At 39.9% G+C, this 23,540-nt stretch carries 13 protein-coding genes; 9 read left to right on the top strand and 4 right to left on the bottom strand.

Annotation, left to right across the window (positions count from 1 at the left end):
- Window positions 1-98: 98 nt before the first annotated feature.
- Both BMX11_RS15050 and BMX11_RS15045 read right to left on the bottom strand, forming a co-directional pair.
- Complete coding sequence (locus tag BMX11_RS15050; protein WP_090885692.1) at window positions 99-692, bottom strand: TetR/AcrR family transcriptional regulator; 594 nt, start codon at window positions 690-692, stop codon at window positions 99-101.
- Between the two features lie 5 nt (window positions 693-697).
- Window positions 698-2,287: an ABC-F family ATP-binding cassette domain-containing protein gene (locus BMX11_RS15045; protein WP_090885690.1), complete on the bottom strand. Its 1,590-nt coding sequence runs from the start codon at window positions 2,285-2,287 to the stop codon at window positions 698-700.
- Between the two features lie 589 nt (window positions 2,288-2,876).
- Here BMX11_RS15045 and BMX11_RS15040 point away from each other — a divergent pair.
- On the top strand, window positions 2,877-3,683 hold the full coding sequence (locus BMX11_RS15040) for a helix-turn-helix domain-containing protein (protein WP_139180195.1): 807 nt from the start codon (window positions 2,877-2,879) through the stop codon (window positions 3,681-3,683).
- 25 nt (window positions 3,684-3,708) lie between these two features.
- The gene (locus BMX11_RS15035; RefSeq protein ID WP_090885686.1) at window positions 3,709-4,506 is read left to right on the top strand and encodes an SDR family NAD(P)-dependent oxidoreductase; all 798 of its coding nucleotides are present in this window, start codon (window positions 3,709-3,711) and stop codon (window positions 4,504-4,506) included.
- Between the two features lie 242 nt (window positions 4,507-4,748).
- On the opposite strand, the gene BMX11_RS15030 is transcribed toward BMX11_RS15035, so the two are convergent.
- A complete protein-coding gene (locus BMX11_RS15030; RefSeq protein WP_090885685.1) occupies window positions 4,749-4,973 on the bottom strand; it encodes a hypothetical protein in 225 nt (74 codons plus the stop codon).
- Window positions 4,974-5,235: 262 nt separating this feature from the next.
- The gene (locus BMX11_RS15025; RefSeq protein WP_090885683.1) at window positions 5,236-6,141 is read right to left on the bottom strand and encodes an AraC family transcriptional regulator; all 906 of its coding nucleotides are present in this window, start codon (window positions 6,139-6,141) and stop codon (window positions 5,236-5,238) included.
- A 187-nt stretch (window positions 6,142-6,328) separates the two neighbouring features.
- On the opposite strand from BMX11_RS15025, the gene BMX11_RS15020 reads away from it, so the two are divergent.
- From BMX11_RS15020 to BMX11_RS14990, 7 genes are all read left to right on the top strand, one after another.
- Window positions 6,329-7,675, top strand: a complete 1,347-nt coding sequence (locus BMX11_RS15020) for a sugar porter family MFS transporter (RefSeq protein ID WP_090885681.1) — start codon at window positions 6,329-6,331, stop codon at window positions 7,673-7,675.
- A 13-nt stretch (window positions 7,676-7,688) separates the two neighbouring features.
- On the top strand, window positions 7,689-11,000 hold the full coding sequence (locus BMX11_RS15015) for a DUF5107 domain-containing protein (protein WP_090885679.1): 3,312 nt from the start codon (window positions 7,689-7,691) through the stop codon (window positions 10,998-11,000).
- Window positions 11,001-11,338: 338 nt separating this feature from the next.
- Window positions 11,339-14,455 carry a SusC/RagA family TonB-linked outer membrane protein gene (locus BMX11_RS15010; RefSeq protein ID WP_090885677.1) on the top strand — a complete coding sequence of 1,039 codons (3,117 nt, stop codon included), beginning with the start codon at window positions 11,339-11,341 and terminating at the stop codon, window positions 14,453-14,455.
- Between the two features lie 10 nt (window positions 14,456-14,465).
- The gene (locus BMX11_RS15005; RefSeq protein WP_175474572.1) at window positions 14,466-16,022 is read left to right on the top strand and encodes a RagB/SusD family nutrient uptake outer membrane protein; all 1,557 of its coding nucleotides are present in this window, start codon (window positions 14,466-14,468) and stop codon (window positions 16,020-16,022) included.
- Window positions 16,023-16,094: 72 nt separating this feature from the next.
- Window positions 16,095-17,732 (top strand): glycoside hydrolase, encoded by a 1,638-nt coding sequence (locus BMX11_RS15000; RefSeq protein ID WP_090885673.1) that lies wholly within the window; start codon window positions 16,095-16,097, stop codon window positions 17,730-17,732.
- 4 nt (window positions 17,733-17,736) lie between these two features.
- Window positions 17,737-20,454 carry a glycoside hydrolase family 2 TIM barrel-domain containing protein gene (locus BMX11_RS14995; protein WP_090885671.1) on the top strand — a complete coding sequence of 906 codons (2,718 nt, stop codon included), beginning with the start codon at window positions 17,737-17,739 and terminating at the stop codon, window positions 20,452-20,454.
- 175 nt (window positions 20,455-20,629) lie between these two features.
- Window positions 20,630-23,506: a glycoside hydrolase family 2 TIM barrel-domain containing protein gene (locus BMX11_RS14990; RefSeq protein ID WP_090885669.1), complete on the top strand. Its 2,877-nt coding sequence runs from the start codon at window positions 20,630-20,632 to the stop codon at window positions 23,504-23,506.
- Window positions 23,507-23,540: the final 34 nt, after the last annotated feature.

Genomic DNA, 23,540 nt, shown 5'->3' with positions numbered 1-23,540 from the left:
ATACTGAGCCTCCCGATACGTTTCGACGGGCTCAACGTGACAGATTTAGATCGAAATTTAATTTATGATACAGGCTCAATTTCTTTGAAAAGGATAGCTTAATTCTTTTTGAAAAGCATTGTTAATATCATTTCCTTACGCTGATTGATTAAAATGGCAAAATCCTCCACCGAGATTTGGAATAGCTGACGATAGAGTGGTGCCATAATCAAAGGATAAGACAATAGGGAGAAGAGGTTCATTAAAAAATGGATAGGATCCATTTCCTCAAGGGTTCCCTTATCCATTTCTGTACGTACATCTTTTAAAAAAGTTTGTATGGGACCAGATTGTATATTGCCCATTAGTTCTTTTCCCAGGGTATTGATTTCGGTTACCAGGAAAGTTTCCTGATAGGGAAAAGCGATCATATCTTTCAAAAACACTTCAATAAGGTTCTCGATTTTTTCTTTAAATGGTTTTTCTGCTTCCATGCATTCAGCCAGCCGAAGGCTAAGTCCTTGCATCGCTTCTTTGAATACCGCTTCAAGAAGTAAATCTCTGGAACGGAAGTAGTAGTGGAGAGATGTGCGGTTTACGCCTGCAGCATCCGCTATCTCCTGCGTAGTGGCGTGGAGTTTCCCCTCCGCAAAAAAAAGTCTTTTGGCGGTTTCTTTGATCAGGCTTTCTGTGCCTGTGTTTTTGAGTGGCATTTTTTCTAACTTAATGTGATGCGCTTATTTATCCCTATTTCATTTATAAAATATCCGTCATGCGAAATGACCAATAGCGTCCCTTCAAATTCTTTAATTGCTGAGCTGAGGATTTCCAGGCTCTGCACATCAAGGTTGTTTGTCGGCTCATCCAATATCAGGATATCAGGGGCCCGGTTGCTTACGGAAAGGCAGCATAGCGAAAGTTTCATTTTCTCTCCGCCGCTCAATCCGTCACATTTCCTATCGAAAGATGCCGCATCGAACTGTGAATAGATGAGCAATGCCTTTATTTCATGTTCCTGTAACCCCCCGGTATTAAAATACTGCACCTGATCGTATATCGTAAGTTCGGGATCAATCAGGGTATAATCCTGGTCGAGGTAAAGATAAGAAAAATCAGCACTGCTAAAATGTCCTTCCAATGCCTGCAGCTGCTGTGTAATAATTTTTAGTAAAGTCGTTTTTCCGGCACCATTTTCACCTTCAATGTGTACGCGGTCTCCCGAACGGATTTGAAAGCTAAGGTTATTCCATAAAGGTTTCGAACGGTAAGCAAAATTGATGTTTTCCGCCTCAGCAAGGACTTTCCCCGGGTGGAGATCAGATGCTGCAATATTGATTTTGAGTACCTGATATTGTAAAATCTGCGATTTCGTTTCCCGCATGGTTTCAGCAAGACCGGATATTTTATCATGATGTGCATCGATAATTTTTGCTGTGCTTCGTTCTGATTTGCTTTTAAGTCCTCCGGCAATAATTCGTGGCATAGAATTGCCTTGTCCGGCCGACTTACCTCTGGATTCTTGTAACTGTCTCTTGTAAGCAACTTCGCGGGCTTTTTTTTCCGTCTGTTTTAAGGTTTTAGCCTGTTCACTAAGCTGTGCCTGGAGCGCATTTACTTTTTCTTCTTTCTGCTGCTGGTAAAATTCAAAGTTACCTCCAAAAACAGCTATTCCTTTTTTGCTCAGCTCAAGGGTTTTGTTCATCAGGTTTAAAAGTAATTTGTCATGGCTCACCACCAGCATAGTAGCCTTACGCTGTAAAATAAAGTTATATAGTTTCTTTCGGCTACGGGCATCAAGGTGGTTAGAAGGCTCATCCAGGAGAATGAGCTCCGGATCGTGCAGGTCTAGCGCGGCCAGAAAGACTTTTGTTTTCTGCCCACCGCTTAAATTTCCCATTTTTTCGTCAAGACTGAAATTTTCAAGTCCCCACTTTTGTAGCGCAGTTTCTACTTTTTTCTCTATCTCCCAGTCATCATCCAGGTCTGTAAAATACTGCGTCTCTGCGCTTCCGTCAAGGATAGCCCGCAAGGCAACTAATTTTTTATCCACCCTAAGCGCGTTTGCAATTGTTAACTTATCATACTCGCCCAGGTGCTGCGGTACATACCAAGGTTTTTCATTAAAAGAAATTTCTCCGGAAGTTGGCCTGATGTTGCCCGCAATCATTTGCAGCAGCGTAGATTTTCCTACACCATTAATACCCACCAGCGCAGCTTTTTCTCCACTATTAAGGTTGAGGTTTAAGTCTAAAAAGAGGGCCTCATTATCAGGATGGATGTAAGACAGGGATTTAATTGTTATACTCATAGAAACGACTTTCTCTAACTATTCTTGATGATTTGACAAAGGTAAATTATATTATTCATTTTTGTTTAACAAAATTGTAAAATAAAAATAATTTCTCTCTGTTTTTTCTTCAATATGGAGATTTGTGATGTTAATTTTCTGATTTTAAGTGTATTGTAGGCTTGGTAAGCTGTGCCTTAGGCGGATATGCCGGAATGAAATTTTTGCTAAGTTACTCCATGCGCGATTCAATTGTCCTTTTGTCGGATATAAAGACGCTGTTTTGGGCCGGGATATGGCATTTAGGTTATGAAGGAGTTTCTGGAACCGAAAGTAATTATCTGAGAATAGGATATCGGATCTGAGAGGGATCTGAATCATGAATAGTTTAGTGATGGTTTTGCACAGCTGATGGATGCAGCTGCGCTAATTTATGTACTATATTTTACCGTCAAAGTTTCTTTGATAGGAACGTGCTACCGTTCTAATGTTATAGAAATGAGCTTTATAACAAACAAAATTGGACTTTTGAACAAAGCCTGGTATTTTAAATATTTCGAAATTTGTATTGACAATCGGTGGTACAAGTGCCGCTAAAAATTTCAATGTTATGCAGTCCTCACAAAATCAACATCCCCTTTCAGCACCAAGACTTATACAGAATGAATATTACGGTAAAAATGTAGAAGGAGAAGCTATGGTAGCCGACCATATTTTTAGCTACATCATTAGTGGTAGCCACGAGGTATGGATTGGAGAAAAAAAATATTTGTTCAAGGCTGGTGATTACCGGTTTTTTAAGCGTAACCAGTTAACCAAATTTGTTAAGCTCACCGAATCAGAAGGATTCAGATCAATCGCGATCCACATCGACCAGGCAACGTTGAAGGAGATTTCCGCAGGATATGAGCTGAAGCCTCGGGGACACTATCGGGCTGAGGGGGTAAAATTAATAAACAGTAACGGTTTTTTAGAAAGTTTTGTAGCTACCCTTAAGCCTTACCTCGGAAGCGCAAATCTGGATAATGGTCTCTTGCGCCTAAAAACAAAAGAACTAATATTAATTCTTGCAGAAAGTGATCCGGATATCAAACACATGCTTTTTGAATTCAGTGATCCAGGAAAACTAGACCTGGAAGCCTTTATGAATGGACATTACCGCTACAATGTTCCATTGGAAAGGTTTGCTTTTCTTACGGGAAGAAGTTTGTCTGGCTTTAAAAGGGATTTTGCAAAACTTTTCCAGGTTACGCCAGGCAGGTGGCTGCTTCAAAAACGCCTCGCTGAGGCGCGATACCTGATTGAGCAGCAGTTTCAGCGGCCCACAAAGGTTTACCTGGAGTTGGGTTTCGTAAACATGTCGCACTTTTCTTATGCTTATAAGAAAGCATTTGGCAAAGCCCCCTCAAATAAATAATACGAATAATACAACATAATAAAAAATGGATTTAAAATTAAAAGGGAAAAGAGCACTGGTTACAGGCTCAAGTTCAGGCCTTGGAGAGGCTATAGTTAAAATGTTGGCAGCAGAAGGGGCCAGTGTTGTGGTTCATGGCCGCAACATCGAACGTGCAAGGAAAGTAAGTGAAGATATTATTTCAAGTGGGGGTACAGCTGACATTGCCGTAGGCGATCTCAGTACAGATGAAGGTGCTGATGCGGTTGCAGCAGCTGCGCTTAAAAATGGCCAAATAGACATCCTGGTCAATAATGCAGGAGCCACATCCCATAAATCATGGGGCGATGCTACAACCTTAGATTGGACAGAAATGTACAATAATAATGTGGTTTCTTATGTGAGGATGGTACAACGTCTTGTGCCTCAGATGAAAACACTGGGATGGGGTAGGGTTGTACATATTGGTGGTGGCCTGGGTATTCAGCCAATTAAAGAACAACCGCACTACAATGCTACCTTAGCAGCCAGGCACAATATGTCTATTTCGCTGGCCAGGCAGCTTAAGGAAACTGGGATCACTTCCAATGTAGTCTCTCCTGGTGCCATCATCAATCCGATGGTGGAGGACTGGCTGATAAGTGCGGCTCCAAAATTTAGCTGGGGTACCGATCTTGAAGAAATCAAATATAAAGCCGTGCAGGAACTGATTCCTAACGATACAGGCAGGTTTGGAGAACCTGATGAAATTGCCGGTGCTGTAGCTTACCTTTGCAGTACCTTCGCAGATTACGTGAGCGGCGCAACAATAAGGGTAGATGGCGGTACAATTAAGTGTATGTAGTGGGCTTTGTTTCAGTATCTTAATCTCACGTTATTCATTATCCAATAATGAGAGGCTGTATCATAAATCAATTAATCTCACCAAAGAGATAGGTCTGATTTATGGATACAGCCTCATTTGTTTTATGTGGATACAGGTGTTTTCCGTCTGAATAATCTAAACTGCACTTTAATTGAATAATACCATTTTAATGGGCTGGGCTTTAGCCGAAAGAGATTTGAAACAGCGTATTTTTCTTAAAATTATAAATTAATAACTTCTACTTGTAGCGATTTATTCTTAAAGATCGTATCGGCTATAAATGAACCAGATATGAACGCCTTACAAAGAAAAAAGTTTTTTTTATTCCTCTCTTCATTGTTATCTATGGGAGTAGTTTTAATATTGATAGCAATACTATATACATATCGTGCTGAAGTTAATCTATATTCGATACTTTGGGTATTGGGCTTAATGTCTGCTGTCATAATCATGGCTGTTACAATCTTACTGATTGGTACTTTTAGGAAGTGTGGGAGAAAGAAGATCGATACAAGATTTGGCTAATTGACAATTGATAAAGAAATATTTAAAATCCGGGAACACAACTGCGTTTATTTAAACAGTTAACCGCCTGAAAAGTCATGGAAATATGCTGTTATGCATTTAGTGTGTTTTTTTAATATCCAATAAGTTAATAGCATTAAGGTGTCTCGGCGCATTTGTTCAGACGAAATTTGCCTGACCGAATTATTTTGCAGCACTTCGCTGCTCCCTATACTCAGTAGGAGACATGCCCATTACTTTGGTAAAAAGCCTGGAGAAATAATATTGGTCATCCAATCCAATCTTAAAAGCAATCTCCTTAATCCTTAATGGCGTAAATTGCAAGAACTGACAGGCCTTTTGAATCTTTAAGTGGTTAAAATATTCGATTGGTGGAAATCCGGTTCGTTTTTTAAAAACCGAAAGAAAGTGACTTGCGGAGGTATTTACACTTTGAGCAATCATGGCTAGCGTTAATGGCTTATCCAGATTATCCTGCATATATCTGAATGACAGTTCAATAATGTCTTCTGAGCTGTTTTTGGGTGATTCTTCAAACTTATCACTAAATAAAAAGGAAGACAGGAATTGCGGAAACCGGAGATTTACATAGCTCAAATTGTCAAAACCGTATCCGCTCTCAAGCGTTTGGTAGATAGAATCAAAGAGGTTAATGCGTGTATCCAAAAAGGTTACATAACCCTTTGGAGAACCTTTTTTTTGAAAGGAGATTTCGATAATTTCATCAGCCTGCTCACCTTTGAAATGGCACCAGTAAATGGTCCAGGGATTATCAGGATCTGTTTTGTAAGAATGGGATTGCCCTTTAGGAATAAATACGAAATCTCCGCTTCCCATGTTGTAGGTAATGTTTTTGACTTTGATGGTCCCCTTTCCATCTACGCAATAGATCAAGATATTCTGTTCGGCACCATGTGGCCTCTCCCTGAAGTGAAGCCTCGCTTTTGGGTAGTAGCCAATATCAGTAATATAGCATTTGTTGATGAGTTTGTTACTGATACAAAATTTTTGCAAAATGGACTTTGGAACCACGATAGCCCGCTGTCCTTCAAATCCATCTCTTTTGAAATTTTCTTTGGAATATTTCATGTGGCAATAGTAATAAAATAGAATTTATTTCACAAATATATTGCCTGTTAATACATGGGTGATGATAGGGGGTGATTTTGATCATGATTTTGTCCATCATATTAAGCTTAATATCCATTTATTCATGTATGGCAAATACATAAAATTGTAAGGTCAACTTTAATCTATTCTAACCAATATTTTTAAAATGGAAAATCAAAACATTTCCTTCAACTCCAGGTACATTTTATTTATTTCCTTCATTTCTGCGCTGGGCGGATATCTTTTTGGATTTGACTTTGCGGTAATTTCCGGTGCTCTGCCATTCCTTCGGACAGCATTCGGACTTAACGAATATTGGGAGGGATTTTTAACTGGATCCCTTGCTTTAGGCTGTATACTTGGGTGTTTAATAGCCGGAAAGAGTGCTGACCTCTATGGCCGTAAACCAGGGCTTATGCTTTCTGCACTAATATTTGCGGTATCATCGGCTGGTATGGCTTTTAGCAACACCCTCACTGTTTTTATCATCATGCGTTTTTGTGCCGGCATAGGCGTGGGAATGGCCTCAATATTAAGCCCTTTGTATATAGCCGAGATTTCTCCTGCGGCGATTCGTGGCAGAAATGTCGCCATCAATCAACTCACTACCGTAATTGGAATTCTGGTTACAAACCTTTGTAATTATTCTCTAGCTGATAATGGTAGTGAAGCATGGCGCTGGATGTTTGGACTGGGGATTGTTCCTTCGGCATTGTTTTTTACTGGCGTTACCTTGTTGCCCGAAAGTCCCAGGTGGCAAATCCAAAAGGGGCTTATAGATAAAGCACACCAGACACTACTCAAGATTGGTAAGGATGGTTTTGCCGTACAAACTATAAAGGAGGTTAATAAATCTTTGGAACATTCTTCAACACCTACCTTGAAGGCTGTATTTCATAAAAGCGTTAGACCAGCACTGCTGATCGGGATTACGCTGGCCGTTTTTCAGCAACTTTGCGGAATCAATGTCGTATTTAACTATACTTCTACCATTTTTGAAGCTGTAGGGGCAGATTTGGATCGGCAGCTTTTTGAAACCGTTGCCATCGGGATTGTAAATCTTTGCTTTACCGTTCTCGCCATGTGGCAGGTTGATAAATTAGGGAGAAGACCGCTGATGCTGATTGGTTCGTTGGGGCTGGCTTTCGCTTATCTGGCTATCGCTTACTTTCTCAATATCAAGGCAAACCCCAACCTGATTTCAATATTCGTCCTATTGGCAATCGCATTATATGCTACATCGCTGGCTCCGGTAACCTGGGTGCTGATTTCAGAAATTTTTCCAAACCACATCAGGGGGCTTGCTTCTTCCATATCGGTGGTGAGTTTGTGGGTAGCGTATTTCATTCTCGTATTTACTTTTCCAATTTTGGCCAAACTCATTGGTACGTACGGCCCATTTTACTTTTACTCTGCCATTTGTTTCGCAGGCTGGCTATTTATTAAGCTAAAAGTAAAGGAAACTAAAGGGCAAACATTAGAACAGTTAGAAAATAATTTTATATCACATTAATAGTAAAAGCATTATGAGTGTAAAAGCTTGGACCGAAAAAATAGTTATCCCAACTTATGAGACCGGAGCACCAGATAAAAATCCAATGTTTTTTGAAAAACGGGTTTATCAGGGCAGCAGTGGCGTAGTTTACCCAAATCCTATTATTGAAAAAATTTACGATGAGAAAACGGATAAGGAATATGAAGGGGTTTTTCTGGAAAATAAATATCTGAAAATCTTAATTCTTCCCGAATTGGGTGGGAGGGTGCAAATGGCTTATGATAAAATCAAAGAACGACACTTTATTTATTATAACCAGGTAATCAAGCCTGCCCTAGTGGGATTGTGCGGCCCATGGATTTCTGGGGGAATTGAGTTCAACTGGCCTCAACACCACCGGCCGAGTACTTATGAACCCATAGAGTACACCATTAAAGAAAACCACGATGGCAGCAAAACCATTTGGGTAAATGAACTGGAGAAAATGTTCCATACCAAAGGATCTGCCGGATTCACCCTGCATCCTGATAAAGCTTACCTGGAAATACATGCCAAACTCAGCAACCCAACCGATACCCCTCAAACTTTTCTTTGGTGGGCAAATCCTGCCGTAAGTGTTCATGATCATTATCAATCAGTATTTCCACCAGATGTGAATGCCGTTTTTGACCATGGAAAAAGAGATGTCTCAGATTTTCCAATTGCGACAGGTACTTATTATAAAGTGGATTATTCGCCAGGAACTGATATATCCAAGTATAAAAATATTCCAGTTCCAACCTCTTACATGGCTATCAATTCGCAATACAATTTTGTAGGTGGTTATGAACATGATATTCAGGCAGGCATGTTGCATATTGCCGATCATCACGTATCGCCGGGAAAAAAACAATGGACCTGGGGTAATGGTGATTTTGGGATTGCCTGGGATAAAAACCTGACCGATGAAGACGGTCCTTATATTGAATTGATGGCTGGTGTATTTACCGACAATCAACCTGATTTTACCTGGCTTAAACCCTATGAGGAAAAGACTTTTACGCAATATTTCCTGCCTTATCGTGAATTGGGAGTAGTTAAAAATGCATCTAAAGATTTATTATTAAGCATAGATCTCATTGACGAAAAATTAACATTAAAACTATTTGCATCTTCAAATCAAAAAGTTGCGATCAAAGTGCTCAAATCTGGAGCTTTGTTCTTTGAGGATGTATTAACCTTGACGCCCGAAGAGGTTTATGATCAAGTGCTTTTATCTGATCGAAACATAAACGTTGATGATTTTCAGGTGTTCTTATATAATGCTGCAGGAATAGAAATTCTCCGCTACAACCCTAAGGATAATGAGCGCGAAGGCAGTTTGCCTGCCGCCGCAAAACCGGCCTTGTTACCAGAAGAAATTGATAGCATAGAACAACTTTTTCTAACCGGTCAACATTTAGAACAGTATAGACACGCCACTTACCGACCGCTTCCATACTACCTTGAAGGCATTAAAAGGGAGCCCGGTGATACCAGGTGCAATAATGCTGTAGGCTTGTGGAAACTCAAAAAGGGCTTATTTGAAGAAAGTCTTGCATTTTTTAATACTGCTATTGATACCATTACAGATAGAAATCCTAATCCATACAATTGTGAGCCTTATTTCAATTTGGGCTTGGCAAATTTATATCTTGGGCGTACAGATGAGGCGTATAATGCTTTCTTTAAGTCTGGCTGGGACAAATCATTCCAGGATGCCGCATTTTATCACATTGCCCAGGTTGACTTGTTGCGCCAGGATTACCAAAATTGTTTGGAGCATATTGATTGGGCAATTGATAGGAATGTAAGAAATGGAAAAGCTTATTTGATTAAGGTAATCACACTTGAAAAATTGGGCAGAGCTGCCGAAGCAAAGCTTACTGTCGAGCTTGCCTTAAGTAAGGATATCTTTAATTTGAGCATTCTTTTTGAAAAGTATAAGGCATTTGAAAGATCAGGAGATACTGAAAACTCATTATCGGCCAAATCAGAATTATTAAAATTAAGTGGCGGAACATCGCATAATGCAATTGAATATGCTATCGATTATATACAGCTGGGGTTATACGAATCGGCTATAGAATTTATTTTACTCGTTGCCGGTGATCATTTGAATGATCCTTTGGTTAATTATTATCTCGCTTACGCCTACAATAAACTGGATGATGATCAGGCAGGAGATTATTATCAAAAGGCAGCTACAGCAAATAGTGCTTACTGTTTCCCAAATCGTTTATTCGATATTTTAGTGCTGGAAAATGCAATTTCCAACAATCAAACAGATGCTAAAGCCTATTATTATCTAGGTAATCTTTTTTATGATAAACAGCAATATGATAAGGCCATCAGTCTTTGGGAAAAGTCTGCTGAATTGGATTTGTTTTTCCCAACAGTATTCCGAAATCTCGGTCTGGCATATTTCAATAAAAGACAGGATGCTGAAAAGGCCGTTGCAAATTATGAGATAGCTTATTCTTTAGATCCTAAGGATAACAGGATAGTGATGGAGCTGGATTCTCTTTACAAAAAAATCAATAAAGACTTCATTTTCAGATTGAAATTTTTGAAGGAAAATACTACAGCGGTGAACGATCGTGATGATTTATACCTTGAATACATCACCCTGCTCAACTTTTCTGGCGACTATCAGCAGGCTTATGATCGGTTGATGTCTAGAAAGTTCCATCCATGGGAAGGTGGCGAAGGCAAGGTTTCTGAACAATATAAGGTTGCCCTGATTGGTATGGCTAAAAAATACATTAAAGATGCTCAATTCGAGGAGGCTGTTTCTTTACTTGAGCAGGCGCAATATTATCCAGATAATCTTGGTGAGGGTAAGTTGGTGGGTACGCAGGAAAATGACATTTTCTATTGGCTCGGAACTGCCCATCAAGGAATGGGAAATATGGAAAAAGCTAAACAATATTTTAAGAAGGCAACTGAAGGATTAAGTGAACCGGGGATGGCTCTGTTCTATAACGATCAGCAACCCGATAAAATATTTTATCAGGGATATGCATGGCAAAAACTTGGAGAACCTGAAAAGGCAGATCTCATTTTTAATCGGTTAATCAACTATGGCGAATCGCATTTGCATGAAGAAATAAAACTCGATTATTTTGCGGTATCCCTACCTGATCTTTTGATCTTTGAAAGTGATCTGTCTGAAAGCAATATAATCCATTGTTTGTATTTGTCTGCCTTGGGCTATCTAGGCTTAGGTGAACACAGTAAAGCAATTAGATTTTTTAAGGAAATATTAAATAAGGACGCATCACATCAAGGTGCTAGGATACATTTAGAATTGACCGAACAGTAAATTTTTCCTATTGCTTAAATTGGTTTTTTTTAATTTTTAACCGGTTGTAGGTGTTTTTGTATGGTTTTTGTGTTGGTGCTGAGGATTCTTTGCATGTTTAAACAGAGCTAAACAAGCTCCAACATTATTTTTTTAAAATACACTTCAGCAAGCCTATTGCCTTTACTCCATGCGCAAAGTTTTTAATGATGACAAAGATCATCACGAAAAACTTTGCGCTTATTTTTTTTAAAAGTGGTTGATTATTTCATTAAATAATCCATCTTTTAAATTATTTCGTCTATTTGGTTGCAGTCCAATAGCAGTAGTTTTGAGTACCAAATATAAATCAAATCTTTATGAGAAGACTAATATTATTTTTTGTGGTACTACTGTTTTCGGTAGGTTCCATCTACGCTCAGATCAAGAAAATTAGCGGCGTGGTCAAAGATGAATCCGGTGTAACCCTTGTTGGGGTTAGTGTTAAAATCAAGGATTCAAATCTGGCTGTTGCTACAGGAAGCAACGGCGGATTTTCCATTGAGGCAAAACCAGGAGATATACTGGTATTTACTTACATTGGATATAAGAATAAGGAAGTACCGGTAACCACTGTGACCAATTACAGTGTAGTGTTAAACAGTGCATCTTATAATCTTGATGATGCGGTAGTTATTGGTTATCAGAGTATTAAAAGAAAAAGTGTAACTACGGCAATATCATCAGTTGGCGTGAAGGACATTGCGCCAACCACCACCAGTAACGTGGCAGAAGCCCTTCAGGGCAAGGTTGCAGGTCTTCAGGTTTTTCAGGGCAGCGGAGCGCCTGGTGCCCAACCCAAAATGTTGGTTAGGGGATTTACTTCTATCACCGGGTCATCCAATCCATTGGTGGTGGTAGATGGAGTAATTACCTCATTTGGAGGATTGAATGATATCAACCCTTCCGACATTGATAAAGTGGATGTGCTGAAGGATGCTGCTGCAACAGCTATCTATGGATCACGTGGTGGAGCAGGTGTGATTTTGGTGACCACTAAACGCGGTGAGGGTAAGCCACAGGTTAATTTCTCTGGAAGTTCCGGTATCAATCATTGGGTTAAACCAAATCTAGCAGGTACAAATGAATTTGTAGATTATTACCAGCGGGTTTATGCAGAGAACAATCAAACATTGCCATCTTATGCTTCAGTGAGAAATGTAGACACCGACTGGTGGGATGAGACGATTTCAAATTCAGAGACGCATAATTATAATGTAAGTGTATCTACCAATAAAAACGGACTTTCTTTTTACGGTAGTGTTGGTTATTTCAATCAAAACAGCATGTATAATTCTCCAAATAAAACGGGTGATTATGAAAAAATTACCGGCCGTTTCAATATTGATTATAGCATCTCTAAGGTTTTTAAAATCGGAATCAATTTAGCACCACGCATAGAAAATTATGGAAACGGGCCTGGTACCAATCTTTCTACTATATTAAACATTGCGCCGAATGTGGCGGCAAGAAAATCTTTAGAGCAGACCAATGCCGATGTAAATGCCTTTGCTGCCAGCACTCCTGCGTTCAGTTTTACGGCATTCGATCCCTCATATAGTCAATTTACATTTTCTCAATTCAATAACACTTCCAACCCCTTGGCAAGTATGCAAAGAACCTTTCAGAAAACTAAGTTTTTTGGAACCCAGGGCTCATCTTATATTGAAATAAAACCCTTAAAGAACCTGACTTTCCGCTCCAGCCTTTCAGGTTTTTACAACACGGCAAACACAACCAATTATAATCCTAAATTCTATATCTCCTCCCAGAATTTTAGCATCATTTCCGGAGTTTCACAAAACACTGTTCAAGATTACCGCTGGCAGATTGATAACACAGTCAATTATGTAGCCAGCTTAGGTAAACACCATTTTAATTTATTGGGTGGTCAGTCTGCCGACAGCTATACCTATGTGAATTCATATGTGTATAGACAAGATATTCCGTATGATGCAGAACCTTACCGTTACATATCCGCTGGAGCAAGCATCGCTGATGCGAGCGGATCTTTTCAACCAGGTGCCGGACCTTTTGGTAAAATGAATTCTTATTTCTCCAGATTTCAGTACGATTACAATGAAACTTATTTTCTTGGTGCATCTTTCAGGGCAGATGGATCTTCATTATTATCTCCGGAGAACAGATGGGGTTATTTTCCAACGGTTTCGGCAGGTTACGTTTTATCTAATGAGAAATATTTGAAGGACGTAAGCTGGATTAATTACCTGAAACTTAGGGCTTCATTTGGTTATGTTGGTGGCAATTTACCAGGTAGTGTTGGTGCTTATCAAAGTACTTTGGGTATTGTGAATGCTGTGAATGGAAATCGCGAACGCGTATTTGGTTATTCACCATCCAATGTTCCGGATCCAAATATCCAATGGGAAACCACTCAAGACCTTACCTTGGGGATAGATGCAGATTTTTTCAATAACAAACTCTCGGTAAGTTTTGATAAATACTGGAGATCGCCAAAAGATATGTTGCTTTATCTTCCTGTTAAACCGTCCCTGGGATTTCCACAGGGTTATATCCCTACGGTATATACCAATGTGGGTAATATGAAAACCAGTGGTTACGAGGGAACCGTTAATTATAAAGATAAAGTAGGGGAGCTGGGTTTTAGTGTTGGCCTTACTCTTCAGCACTTTGTTTCAAAAGCAACGGATTTACGTGGACAGATTTTATATGACGAAATTTCCAATGATGTATTTCAATCTACCAGAAGGACAAAAACGGCAGCTGGAGATATTATGGGGCAGTTTTACGGTTATCAGGTAACTGGCGTATTCCAAAATGCTGCGCAGGTAGCAGCTTACCGAAGTGCTAATGGTACCATTCTTCAACCCAATGCAAGACCAGGAGATTTTATTTATGAGAATGTAAACGGAGACAATAAGATAGATCTCGACGATAGAAAGTTTATCGGTAACCCTTTCCCTAAAATCTCTGGCGGATTGACGCTTCAGGCCAATTATAAAGGCTTCGATTTCAGAACAGAATTTTATGGTTCGTTTGGAAATAAAGTTGCCAATGACTACCTGGTGAGAATGAATCCCGTATATGGCTATAATTTTATCAGTGGAAGTCAGAATAATTACTGGACCGGAGAGGGAACAACCAATGAATATCCAAGATTATCACTTGCTGATCCGAATGGTAATTTTTCTAAAAACTCTTCATTTTTTATTCAGGACGGATCGTATTTGCGAAACAAGTTGATTCAACTGGGATATACCCTGCCAAAAACTCTTTTCAAAGGTGTAGCAAACGTAAGGTTCTATGCATCGGCTCAAAATCTGTTTACCATTACCAAGTACAAGGGCTTAAATCCAGAGATTCCTTTTGGATCTGGCGCACTCACTTACGGTATTGATCAGGGGCAAAACCCAATCCAAAAATTTGTAAGTATTGGTTTGAATGCTAATTTCTAAAAAACTCAAAATGAAAAAGCTAATATATATTATTATTGCCATCAGCTTTTTTGGCTGTAAAAAATCTTTTCTTGAACAAGCTCCTAACGGAAACAGTATTTCTGCAAATACTTATTACAACAGCATTTCTGAAGTGGAAGGAGCAACGTTTGTTCAGTATACGTTTATCGATTATAACGATTGGTGGCAAACCCAGTGGTGGAGAAGTGTAAGCGGCGAGGCCGCATCAGACAATGCCTGGATTGGGGTTAATGGGGGGCAAGGAACAGCTGTACAGGCAGCTCACTATACACTTAATGCTGAAAATGATAGGGTAGAGGCGCACTGGATCATGACTTATAAAGCTATCTTTGGCTTCAATGCCACCATTGAGGGAATTGAGAAATCTACCGTAGATGCCACAGTTAAAAGCCGCTGTATTGCTGAGCTAAAATTTTTAAGAGCATTTATGTATTGGGATTTGGTACGGAATTGGGGAGATGTACCCCTGATTACGAAAACACTTTCTCCCGCTCAAAATGATTATGGCCGCACCAGTGCAGCTGAAGTTTATAATTTTATTAAGGCCGACCTAACCGCTGCCATTGGTGTATTACCCCGCAAATCAGAATATTCTACATCGAATAAGTTCAGGATTTCTAAAGGTGCCGCACAAGCTCTTTTAGCGAAAATTCAGCTCTACACCGAAAATTGGGCCGAGGCATCATCATTGGCCGATCAGGTTATCAATTCAGGAGATTATTCTTTAGAGCCTGAATTCGGAAGCATTTGGTCAATGACTAATTATAATGGCCGGGAATCTATATTTGAAACACAGTTTCAGTTCTCCGTTCAATATCCAACTATCGGGAATTTCTTTCCAACCACTTCCATGTCGCCAGCAGAATCTGGATGGGGCTACTTTACACCTTCAAGCGATTTGGAAAATGCCTTTAAATCAGAGGGGGATAGCACGCGTTTGAACTGGACAATCATGCGTCATAATTTTCCCGTTGCCGGCGATCCTGCAGTAACCAGGTTTGACGCAAGACCTTCTTCCGAAAAATCGGCCAGGTTTAACCGTAAAGTATATATTCCCAGAGCTGAAAGAACCGCTGGAGGACGTTTTTCAAAAGATGTAATTCACTTAAGGCTTGCAGATGTTTATTTGATTAAGGCTGAAGCAGCTGCAATGTTAAGTCAAACAAATCCAGCATTGGCTGCACTTAAGGTAATCAGAGACAGGGTTGGGCTTACAACTAATATGAGTTTAACTGGATGGACATTAATTGACGCGGTTAGAAAAGAACGTCGTTTAGAGATGGCTTTAGAAGGAGATCGTTTGTATGATTTGAGAAGATGGAAAAACCAGTCTGGAACGCCGGTGATTAATACCGTAATGGGGCCAAATGGAAGTTTCGTAAACTACAATACGGTTACCAGCACAGATAAATATGAAAAGGGTAACTTAAATGAAGCCCAGAATAAAGGCTTCAGTTTTGTAGCAGGTAAACACAACCTATGGCCTATCCCTTCAAAAGAGATCATTGCTTCTGAAGGCAGGATTACCCAGAACACAGGTTACTAGCAACACACAAATTATAGCACTGGCTGATAATACTTCGTCAGCTAGTGCTTTTACACCATTTATTTCATCGTTATGAGAAAAATATTCCCCATTTTCATCCCCTTTTTGATTACTGTGCTGTCTTGCTCTAAAGAGCCTGAATCTAACACAGAGCCGCAGAATGGTTGCCTGGTTAACGGCATTGATATTTGTAAAGCAAGTACTGCGAAAATAGTGATTAATCTGAACGAAGAAAAACAAGTGATTGAGCATTTCGGTGCCTCAGATTGCTGGTCGGCAAAATATATAGGCAATTGGGGAAATTCGCTCAAAAAGAATCAGGTTGCCGATTACCTCTTTAGTATGGATACACTCACTAATGGTCAGCCGAAAGGTATAGGTTTGTCGTTATGGCGTTTTAATATCGGGGCAGGAAGCGCTGAGCAAGGGGTAGCCAGCGGCATTCCTGATGAGTGGCGAAGAGAAGAGTGCTTCTTGAAGCCAGATGGTACGTACGACTGGACCAAACAATCTGGCCAGCAATGGTTTTTAAGTGCAGCCAAACAGAGGGGGCTGAATACCTTTATCGCTTTTTCTGTGGCTCCGCCAGTACCATTCTCGCTTAATGGCAAGGCTTATGGTCTCGGTAATGCTCAGCTTAATTTAAAGGCGACAGATACAGAGAAATTCAGTGATTTTATGGTTGAAGTGGTGTCACACTTCAGGCAGCAAGGTTATAATTTTACTCACCTGAGCCCATTTAACGAGCCACAGTGGGATTGGGGGAAAGATAATCCCTCACAGGAAGGAACAGGTGCAACAAGCAGCAGCATGGCATCTGTAATTAAACAGCTGGGACCAAAGTTAAAGGACAAAGGTTTAGATACCAAAATTGCTTTTGGTGAAGCTGCTCAGTGGAATTTTTTAAATACTGCATATAATGATGGACGCGGAAACCAGATCAATGAATTCTTTAATCCAGCTTCGCCGAATTATGTGGGTAATGTTTCGCAGGTAGATCAGCTAATATCTGCACACAGTTATTTTACTACCTGCCCGGAGAACGATCTGATCCGTTACAGACAAGAAGCATTGGATGCTAAAAATAGAATTGCGCCTGGTTTACGGTTGTGGCAAACAGAGTTTGGTATCCTTGGTGATATTTGCGGACAATTAAACGGAAGTCCCAAAAATACAGACATCAATTACGGGCTTTACGTGGCCAAAGTTATCCATCATGATCTGGCGGTGGCAAATGTTTCTTCCTGGAGCTGGTGGCTCGCGGTTAGCCCTTACAATTACAGCGATGCCCTGGTTTATATTAGTGATGCAGCAAACAGTTATAATTTAAATGCAGCAAAAACAGATGGAACGGTGTCAGACTCTAAACAATTATGGTGTTTTGGAAACTACTCCCGATTTATCAGACCTGGTATGGTCAGGGTAGCTTCATCAATCAGCAACATTACCGATCCGGCAATTGCTGCAAGATCGCAAATGATCAGTGCCTATAAAGATAAGATAAACAAGAAAATAGTTATGGTGGTGGTAAACATATCAGGTGATGATCAGAAATTTTTACTTGATACTTCTTCCCTGGCTATAGCTGGCGATGCGCTGCAGGCCTATACTACAAATGCTTCGGGTAACCTTGCCAAATCGAGCCAAAAAATTGGTGATATTAATATTCCAGCGAAATCAGTTGTTACATTAGTAGGTTCTTACAAATAATCGTATGTCAAAAAAAATAACATTTTTTCTTTTCCTTACGGCAATAGCTTTATTCGGTCATGCACAAACCATCACTTTGGCCGGGCAATGGGATGTGAAGTTAGATTCGAACAACGTTGGAAAGGCTAATCATTGGTTTAAGGGATTTACCAGCCACAAGATTTCTCTGCCAGGAACCTTAGATGACGCTAAGATTGGAAAGCAAGTAGTACAGGATACGCTAAACATCAATAAACCTGTTTTACTTTCGTTAACCAGGAAGCACCGCTATATCGGCGCAGCCTGGTATGCCAAGGAAATAGTGATAAAAGAAAACATGGATGGTGCTGAACTTTCTCTGGAACGGGTGATCTGGAAAACTGAATGCTGGGTAGATGGGGTTTTTAAGGGGAATGCCGAAAGCCTGAGTACAGCTCAAAAGTTTTCTTTAGGTAGTTTGAAAGCAGGTAAGCATACCATAGTTTTAAAAATAGACAATACCAAACAGCATGATATCAGCTTCAATGATTTTGCCCATGCCTACACAGACGGTACTCAAATTATCTGGAATGGGGTAATTGGGGAAATCAAGCTCACTGCCAGCCCGGAGCATCACATCAAACAATTGCAGATTTATCCGGATGGGGAACACAAAAAAATAAACGTGAATCTACTACTCGATGAGTTGAAAAATAAGGAAAGCTTCACTGTTAAGTACAAAATCTATAAAGATGGGGTGTTAATCGCTACAAAGCTTCGCGCGAATCAAAATGCTAAGGTAATTAAAAACGAACTTCAGCTAAACGACGTAAAGCTTTGGGATGAGTTTAATCCTGATCTCTATACCCTAAAGGTAGAATTGCTTAATAAAAAATCAAATTTAATTGCACAAGCCAGTTCAACTTTTGGTTTCCGAAAACTTGGCAATCAGGGTGGGGGATTAACACTCAATGGCAAAAGGATTTTTCTTCGGGGAACTCTCGATTGCAACATTTACCCCATTCAAGGACATCCACCAATGGATAAGGAAGCTTGGGTAAAGGTATTTAAAGTGATTAAAGATTACGGACTGAACCATATCAGGTATCATTCCTGGTGTCCTCCTGAAGCAGCATTTCAGGTTGCAGATTCGCTTGGGCTTTACCTCCAGGTTGAATTGCCATTATGGAGCCTGAAAGTTGGCGAAAATAAGGCCACTTTGAAGTTTTTAGAAGATGAAAGTCAGCGCATTATGGCCAGTTATGGAAATCATCCTTCCTTTTGTTTTTGGAGTATGGGTAATGAATTGGAGGGCGATTTTGCTTGGTTAAACAATTTGGTAGCAAAGTTGAAAAAAGAAGACCCACGCAGATTTTATACCGCTACAACTTTTAGTTTTCAAAAAGGACACGGGCTTGCTCCCGAACCTCATGATGATTTCTTTATTACCCAATATACAAAGAAGGGTTGGGTGAGGGGCCAGGGTGTATTCAATGCTGAAGTGCCGCGTTTTGATAAGGATTATCAGCAAAGTGCGGATAGTTTAAGCGTTCCTCTGGTTGCACATGAGGTTGGTCAATATTCTGTCTATCCCAACTTAAAGGAAATTGAAAAATATACTGGTGTATTAGCGCCATTAAATTTTAAAACCATACGACACGATCTTCAGAAAAAGAATTTATATTCCCTTGCCGATTCGTTTAAACTGGCAAGTGGTAAGTTTGCTGCCTTACTATACAAAGAAGAAATTGAAAGAGCATTGAAAACGAAAGAGTTTAGTGGATTTCAATTGTTGGATTTGCACGATTTTCCCGGACAAGGAACGGCATTGGTTGGTTTATTGGATGCATTTTGGGAAAGTAAGGGAATAATAACGCCTAAGGAGTTCAGGGCTTTTTCCTCATCAGTAGTACCCTTATTGAAATTTAAGAATGCGTCTTATTTAAACGATCAGCTTTTTAATGCTGAGCTTCAGGTCGCTAACTTCGGAAAGGATGCCTTTAGTGGTAAGGCAGCATGGAAAGTTACCGATCAGCAAGGTAAGGTACTAAAATCAGGTAACACCGTTACTCAGGAGGTGATTTTGGGAACTTCCAGCTTAGGTAAGGTGGCAGTTGACCTAAGTTCGATTACTCAGCCCACTCAACTCACCTTTGAATTGTCAATCGAAAATACACCTTATCAAAATAGCTGGAATTTCTGGGTTTATCCCAAAACGGAGTCACCTATCAGTTCATCTGTAATTTTTACAACTTCTAAAAATGAGGCCTTTGCTGCATTGAAACAAGGAAAAACTGTTGTATTAAATCCCGATACCGCTATGATAAATGGTATCCCGGGTAGGTTTACTTCTGTTTTCTGGAGCCCGGTTCATTTTCCAGATCAACCAGGTTCTATGGGATTGTTATGCAACCCCTCGCATCCGGTATTTAACGCCTTTCCAACTACATTCTTCTCCAATTGGCAATGGTGGGATTTGATTACGAAATCAAAAAGTTTGAATATGGATGAAATCAGCGATCAGCATAAACCCCTGGTCAGGATCATTGATAATTTTTATAAAAATAGAAAGCTAGGCACCTTACTGGAAGGTCGCGTAGGAAAAGGTAAGCTTATTCTCTGTACAATGGATATCACTCACCAGTTGGAGAATAGGATTGAAGCCCGGCAGCTTAAAAATAGTATTATGCAGTATGCAGACAGTAACCGCTTCAGCCCCAAGGCTGAACTTTCAGTAGAAGCGCTGGAAAAGTGGCTCAAATAAATTTAAATTTGGTTTAGTAAGCGAGGGTCCTGACTCATACGAGCAGGACTTTCTTTTTATAAGCCAATTGCCGGTATCTAGCTTATTAATTATATTTCAAGGCATTACGTGATCAGATTATCATACATTCTTTTTCTGCCTGAGTTTTAATCAGGTTCATTTAAATAATTATAAAATGAGGAAATTATTATTTCATTTGTTTCTGGTAATACTTTTATTTTTTTCCTGTAAACCCTCAGGTAATAACCATACTATTAAAATAATAGATCTTTCGGGAGAATGGTTATTTAGGGAAGATCGTGGAAATATTGGTGAAAATGAGAAATGGTATCAACTGGTTGCCAGTGATAAGGTAATCCTCCCCGGTTCAATGAGCACCAACGGAAAAGGAGATGAGGTGAGTTTGAAAACCAGATGGATAGGAAGTATTTTTGACTCAGCTTACTTTTTTAAGCCAGAATACGCACGCTACAGGCAAAAAGACAATATTAAAATACCTTTCGGATTGCAACCAAACAAGCATTACACAGGCGTGTCATGGTATCAGCGTGAAATAGATATTCTAGACCTTTGGAAAGGTAAGAGATTACAGCTGATTTTAGAACGCCCCCACTGGCAAACTAAGGTATGGCTGGATGATCAACTTATGGGTAGCGAAAACAGTCTTTCAACTCCCCATGTTTTTACTTTTGGAAAGGATATAAAACCGGGTAAGCACAGGCTTTCTGTTCGTATTGATAATGGGTTACATACCGTAGATCCTGGTCAAAATGCCCACAGTGTTACCGATCATACCCAAACAAATTGGAACGGTATTGTTGGGCAGATACTGATCAGGCCAATCGCTGAAGTTGCAATAGAAAATATACAAATATACCCCAATACCCAAACAAAGAAGGTTAAAGTCAAAATCTGCTTAAACAACCTCCTTGAAAACCAGAAACTTTGTAAGGTTAAAATTCAGGCAAGTCAGGTTGCAGGAGGGAAATATGTATTTACACCAGTAGAATGGAATCAGGTAATTAAAGGGAATCGGGTTGTGCTGGAAAGAGAATATGATATGAGTAGTGAGGTCAAGCTTTGGGATGAATTTGCGCCTAACGTGTACGCATTAAATATTTCTATTTCATCTGGTGGAACTGAACTAGCTAACTCCGTTGAAAATTTTGGCTTTCGGTCAATAAAAACCAACCAAAGAGCACTACTGCTTAACAATCGCCGGTTATCGCTCCGGGGAACAGTTGATTGTGCCATTTTCCCTCTTACCGGCTATCCCCCAACAGATAGAACGTCCTGGGATAAAATTTTTAAAAAAATCAAATCTTACGGAATGAACCACGTTCGTTTCCATTCCTGGTGCCCTCCAGAAGCAGCCTTTGATGCAGCAGATGCAGCAGGTTTCTATCTTCAAATAGAATGTGCTTCATGGGCAAACTGGGGAAGCAGTTTAGGCGATGGGCAACCAATAGATAAATATATTTATGAAGAAGGAAGGAAGATAATCAATGCTTATGGCAATCACCCTTCATTCGTAATGCTTACTTATGGTAATGAGCCTAAGCGTACTGAATTCATGATACCTTATTTAAAGCAATTGGTAAAGTATTGGAAAAGCCAGGACGACCGAAGGATATATACCTCGGGAGCGGGCAGGCCAGTTATTGAAGAAAATGATTATCACAATATCCCTGATCCCCGGATCCAGCATGCACCTATAGGCTTAAAAAGTATAATAAATGGTAATAGTCCTTCCACCGATTACGACTGGCACGAGATTATTAACGCACAAAATAAGCCCGTTATCGCTCATGAAATGGGACAATGGTGTGTTTATCCTGATTTTAGTGAGGTGAAGAAATACACAGGCATTTTAAAAGCCAGGAATTTCGAAATTTTTGCCGATCGGTTAAAAGAGCACGGGCTAAGCCATTTGGCAGATAGTTTCTTGCTGGCATCAGGAAAACTTCAGGTTTTATGCTACAAGGCTGATGTAGAAGCTGCATTACGAACACCTGAAATGGGTGGTTTTCAATTGTTGGGCTTGCAAGACTTTCCTGGACAGGGAACCGCCATAATCGGCGTTTTAAATTCATTTTATGAAGATAAGCCTTATATAACGGCCAAGAACTTTTCTAAATTCTGCAATCCTGTAGTGCCGCTCGCACGGTTTCCTAAACTTAACATTTTGAACAATCAAGTACTGGATGTTCCTGTTGAAGTATCTAATTTTGGGGAGAACATCATTGCCGATGCAATTCCAAAGTGGAAAATTACCAATGTTAGGGGGGAAGTTTTGTTTAAAGGGAATTTACGAAAGCAAACGATAGGAGTAGGGAAATTAGTATCTCTGGGGGCTATCAGGCAATCGCTGCATACGATTAAAAACGCACAGAAATTGATCCTGAGCATTCAGGTGGGTAATCAGGAAAATAACTATGATTTTTTTGTATACCCAGCAAAATTACCTGAGCCGAAAGATCATATCCTGGTTACGCAAATGTTGGATGCTAAAGCGAGAAAAGTTTTAAATGCCGGTGGAAATGTATTGTTAACTTTTGCTAAAGGAACCATTGCTCCAGCTAAGGGAGGCGATATAAGTGTAGGATTTTCTTCTATTTTTTGGAATACTGCCTGGACAAAGGGCGCTCCACCACATACTCTAGGTATTTTATGTGATCCCAAGCATCCGGCATTAGCAAATTTTCCAGCCGATTTTCATAGCAACTGGCAATGGTGGGATGCGATGTCGCATAGTGATGCAATTATCCTGGATGCTGTGGCTAAAAACATTAAACCTATTGCCCGGATTATTGATGATTGGGTTACCGCTCGTTCTTTGGGGCTCATTTTTGAAGCCAGAGTAGGTAAAGGACGCATCATGGTAACCGGACTGGATTTGTTGAGTAATGCCAATAACAGACCAGAAGCCAGACAATTGATGTTTAGTTTAAGAAGATATATGGAGTCGAAGGATTTTAACCCTAAACAGGTAATTGCACTTGAAAAAATAGAAGGCTTACTGAACGAAGAAAAGCAATTATCCAGGAATTAATCGCATTTCTAATAATCGATGAATAACCTTATAT

Source organism: Pedobacter rhizosphaerae, assembly GCF_900111155.1.
In the GTDB taxonomy this organism is placed as follows: domain Bacteria; phylum Bacteroidota; class Bacteroidia; order Sphingobacteriales; family Sphingobacteriaceae; genus Pedobacter; species Pedobacter rhizosphaerae.
This window is presented reverse-complemented; position numbering and strand designations above follow the sequence as displayed.

Coding starts and splice junctions, on each gene's coding strand:
- BMX11_RS15000 (WP_090885673.1), top strand. CDS start 16,095: ATGAGAAAAATATTCCCCATTTTCATCCCCTTTTTGATTACTGTGCTG.
- BMX11_RS15045 (WP_090885690.1), bottom strand. CDS start 2,287: ATGAGTATAACAATTAAATCCCTGTCTTACATCCATCCTGATAATGAG.
- BMX11_RS15050 (WP_090885692.1), bottom strand. CDS start 692: ATGCCACTCAAAAACACAGGCACAGAAAGCCTGATCAAAGAAACCGCC.
- BMX11_RS14995 (WP_090885671.1), top strand. CDS start 17,737: ATGTCAAAAAAAATAACATTTTTTCTTTTCCTTACGGCAATAGCTTTA.
- BMX11_RS15035 (WP_090885686.1), top strand. CDS start 3,709: ATGGATTTAAAATTAAAAGGGAAAAGAGCACTGGTTACAGGCTCAAGT.
- BMX11_RS15020 (WP_090885681.1), top strand. CDS start 6,329: ATGGAAAATCAAAACATTTCCTTCAACTCCAGGTACATTTTATTTATT.
- BMX11_RS15005 (WP_175474572.1), top strand. CDS start 14,466: ATGAAAAAGCTAATATATATTATTATTGCCATCAGCTTTTTTGGCTGT.
- BMX11_RS15015 (WP_090885679.1), top strand. CDS start 7,689: ATGAGTGTAAAAGCTTGGACCGAAAAAATAGTTATCCCAACTTATGAG.
- BMX11_RS15025 (WP_090885683.1), bottom strand. CDS start 6,141: ATGAAATATTCCAAAGAAAATTTCAAAAGAGATGGATTTGAAGGACAG.
- BMX11_RS14990 (WP_090885669.1), top strand. CDS start 20,630: ATGAGGAAATTATTATTTCATTTGTTTCTGGTAATACTTTTATTTTTT.
- BMX11_RS15040 (WP_139180195.1), top strand. CDS start 2,877: ATGCAGTCCTCACAAAATCAACATCCCCTTTCAGCACCAAGACTTATA.
- BMX11_RS15010 (WP_090885677.1), top strand. CDS start 11,339: ATGAGAAGACTAATATTATTTTTTGTGGTACTACTGTTTTCGGTAGGT.
- BMX11_RS15030 (WP_090885685.1), bottom strand. CDS start 4,973: ATGACAGCAGACATTAAGCCCAATACCCAAAGTATCGAATATAGATTA.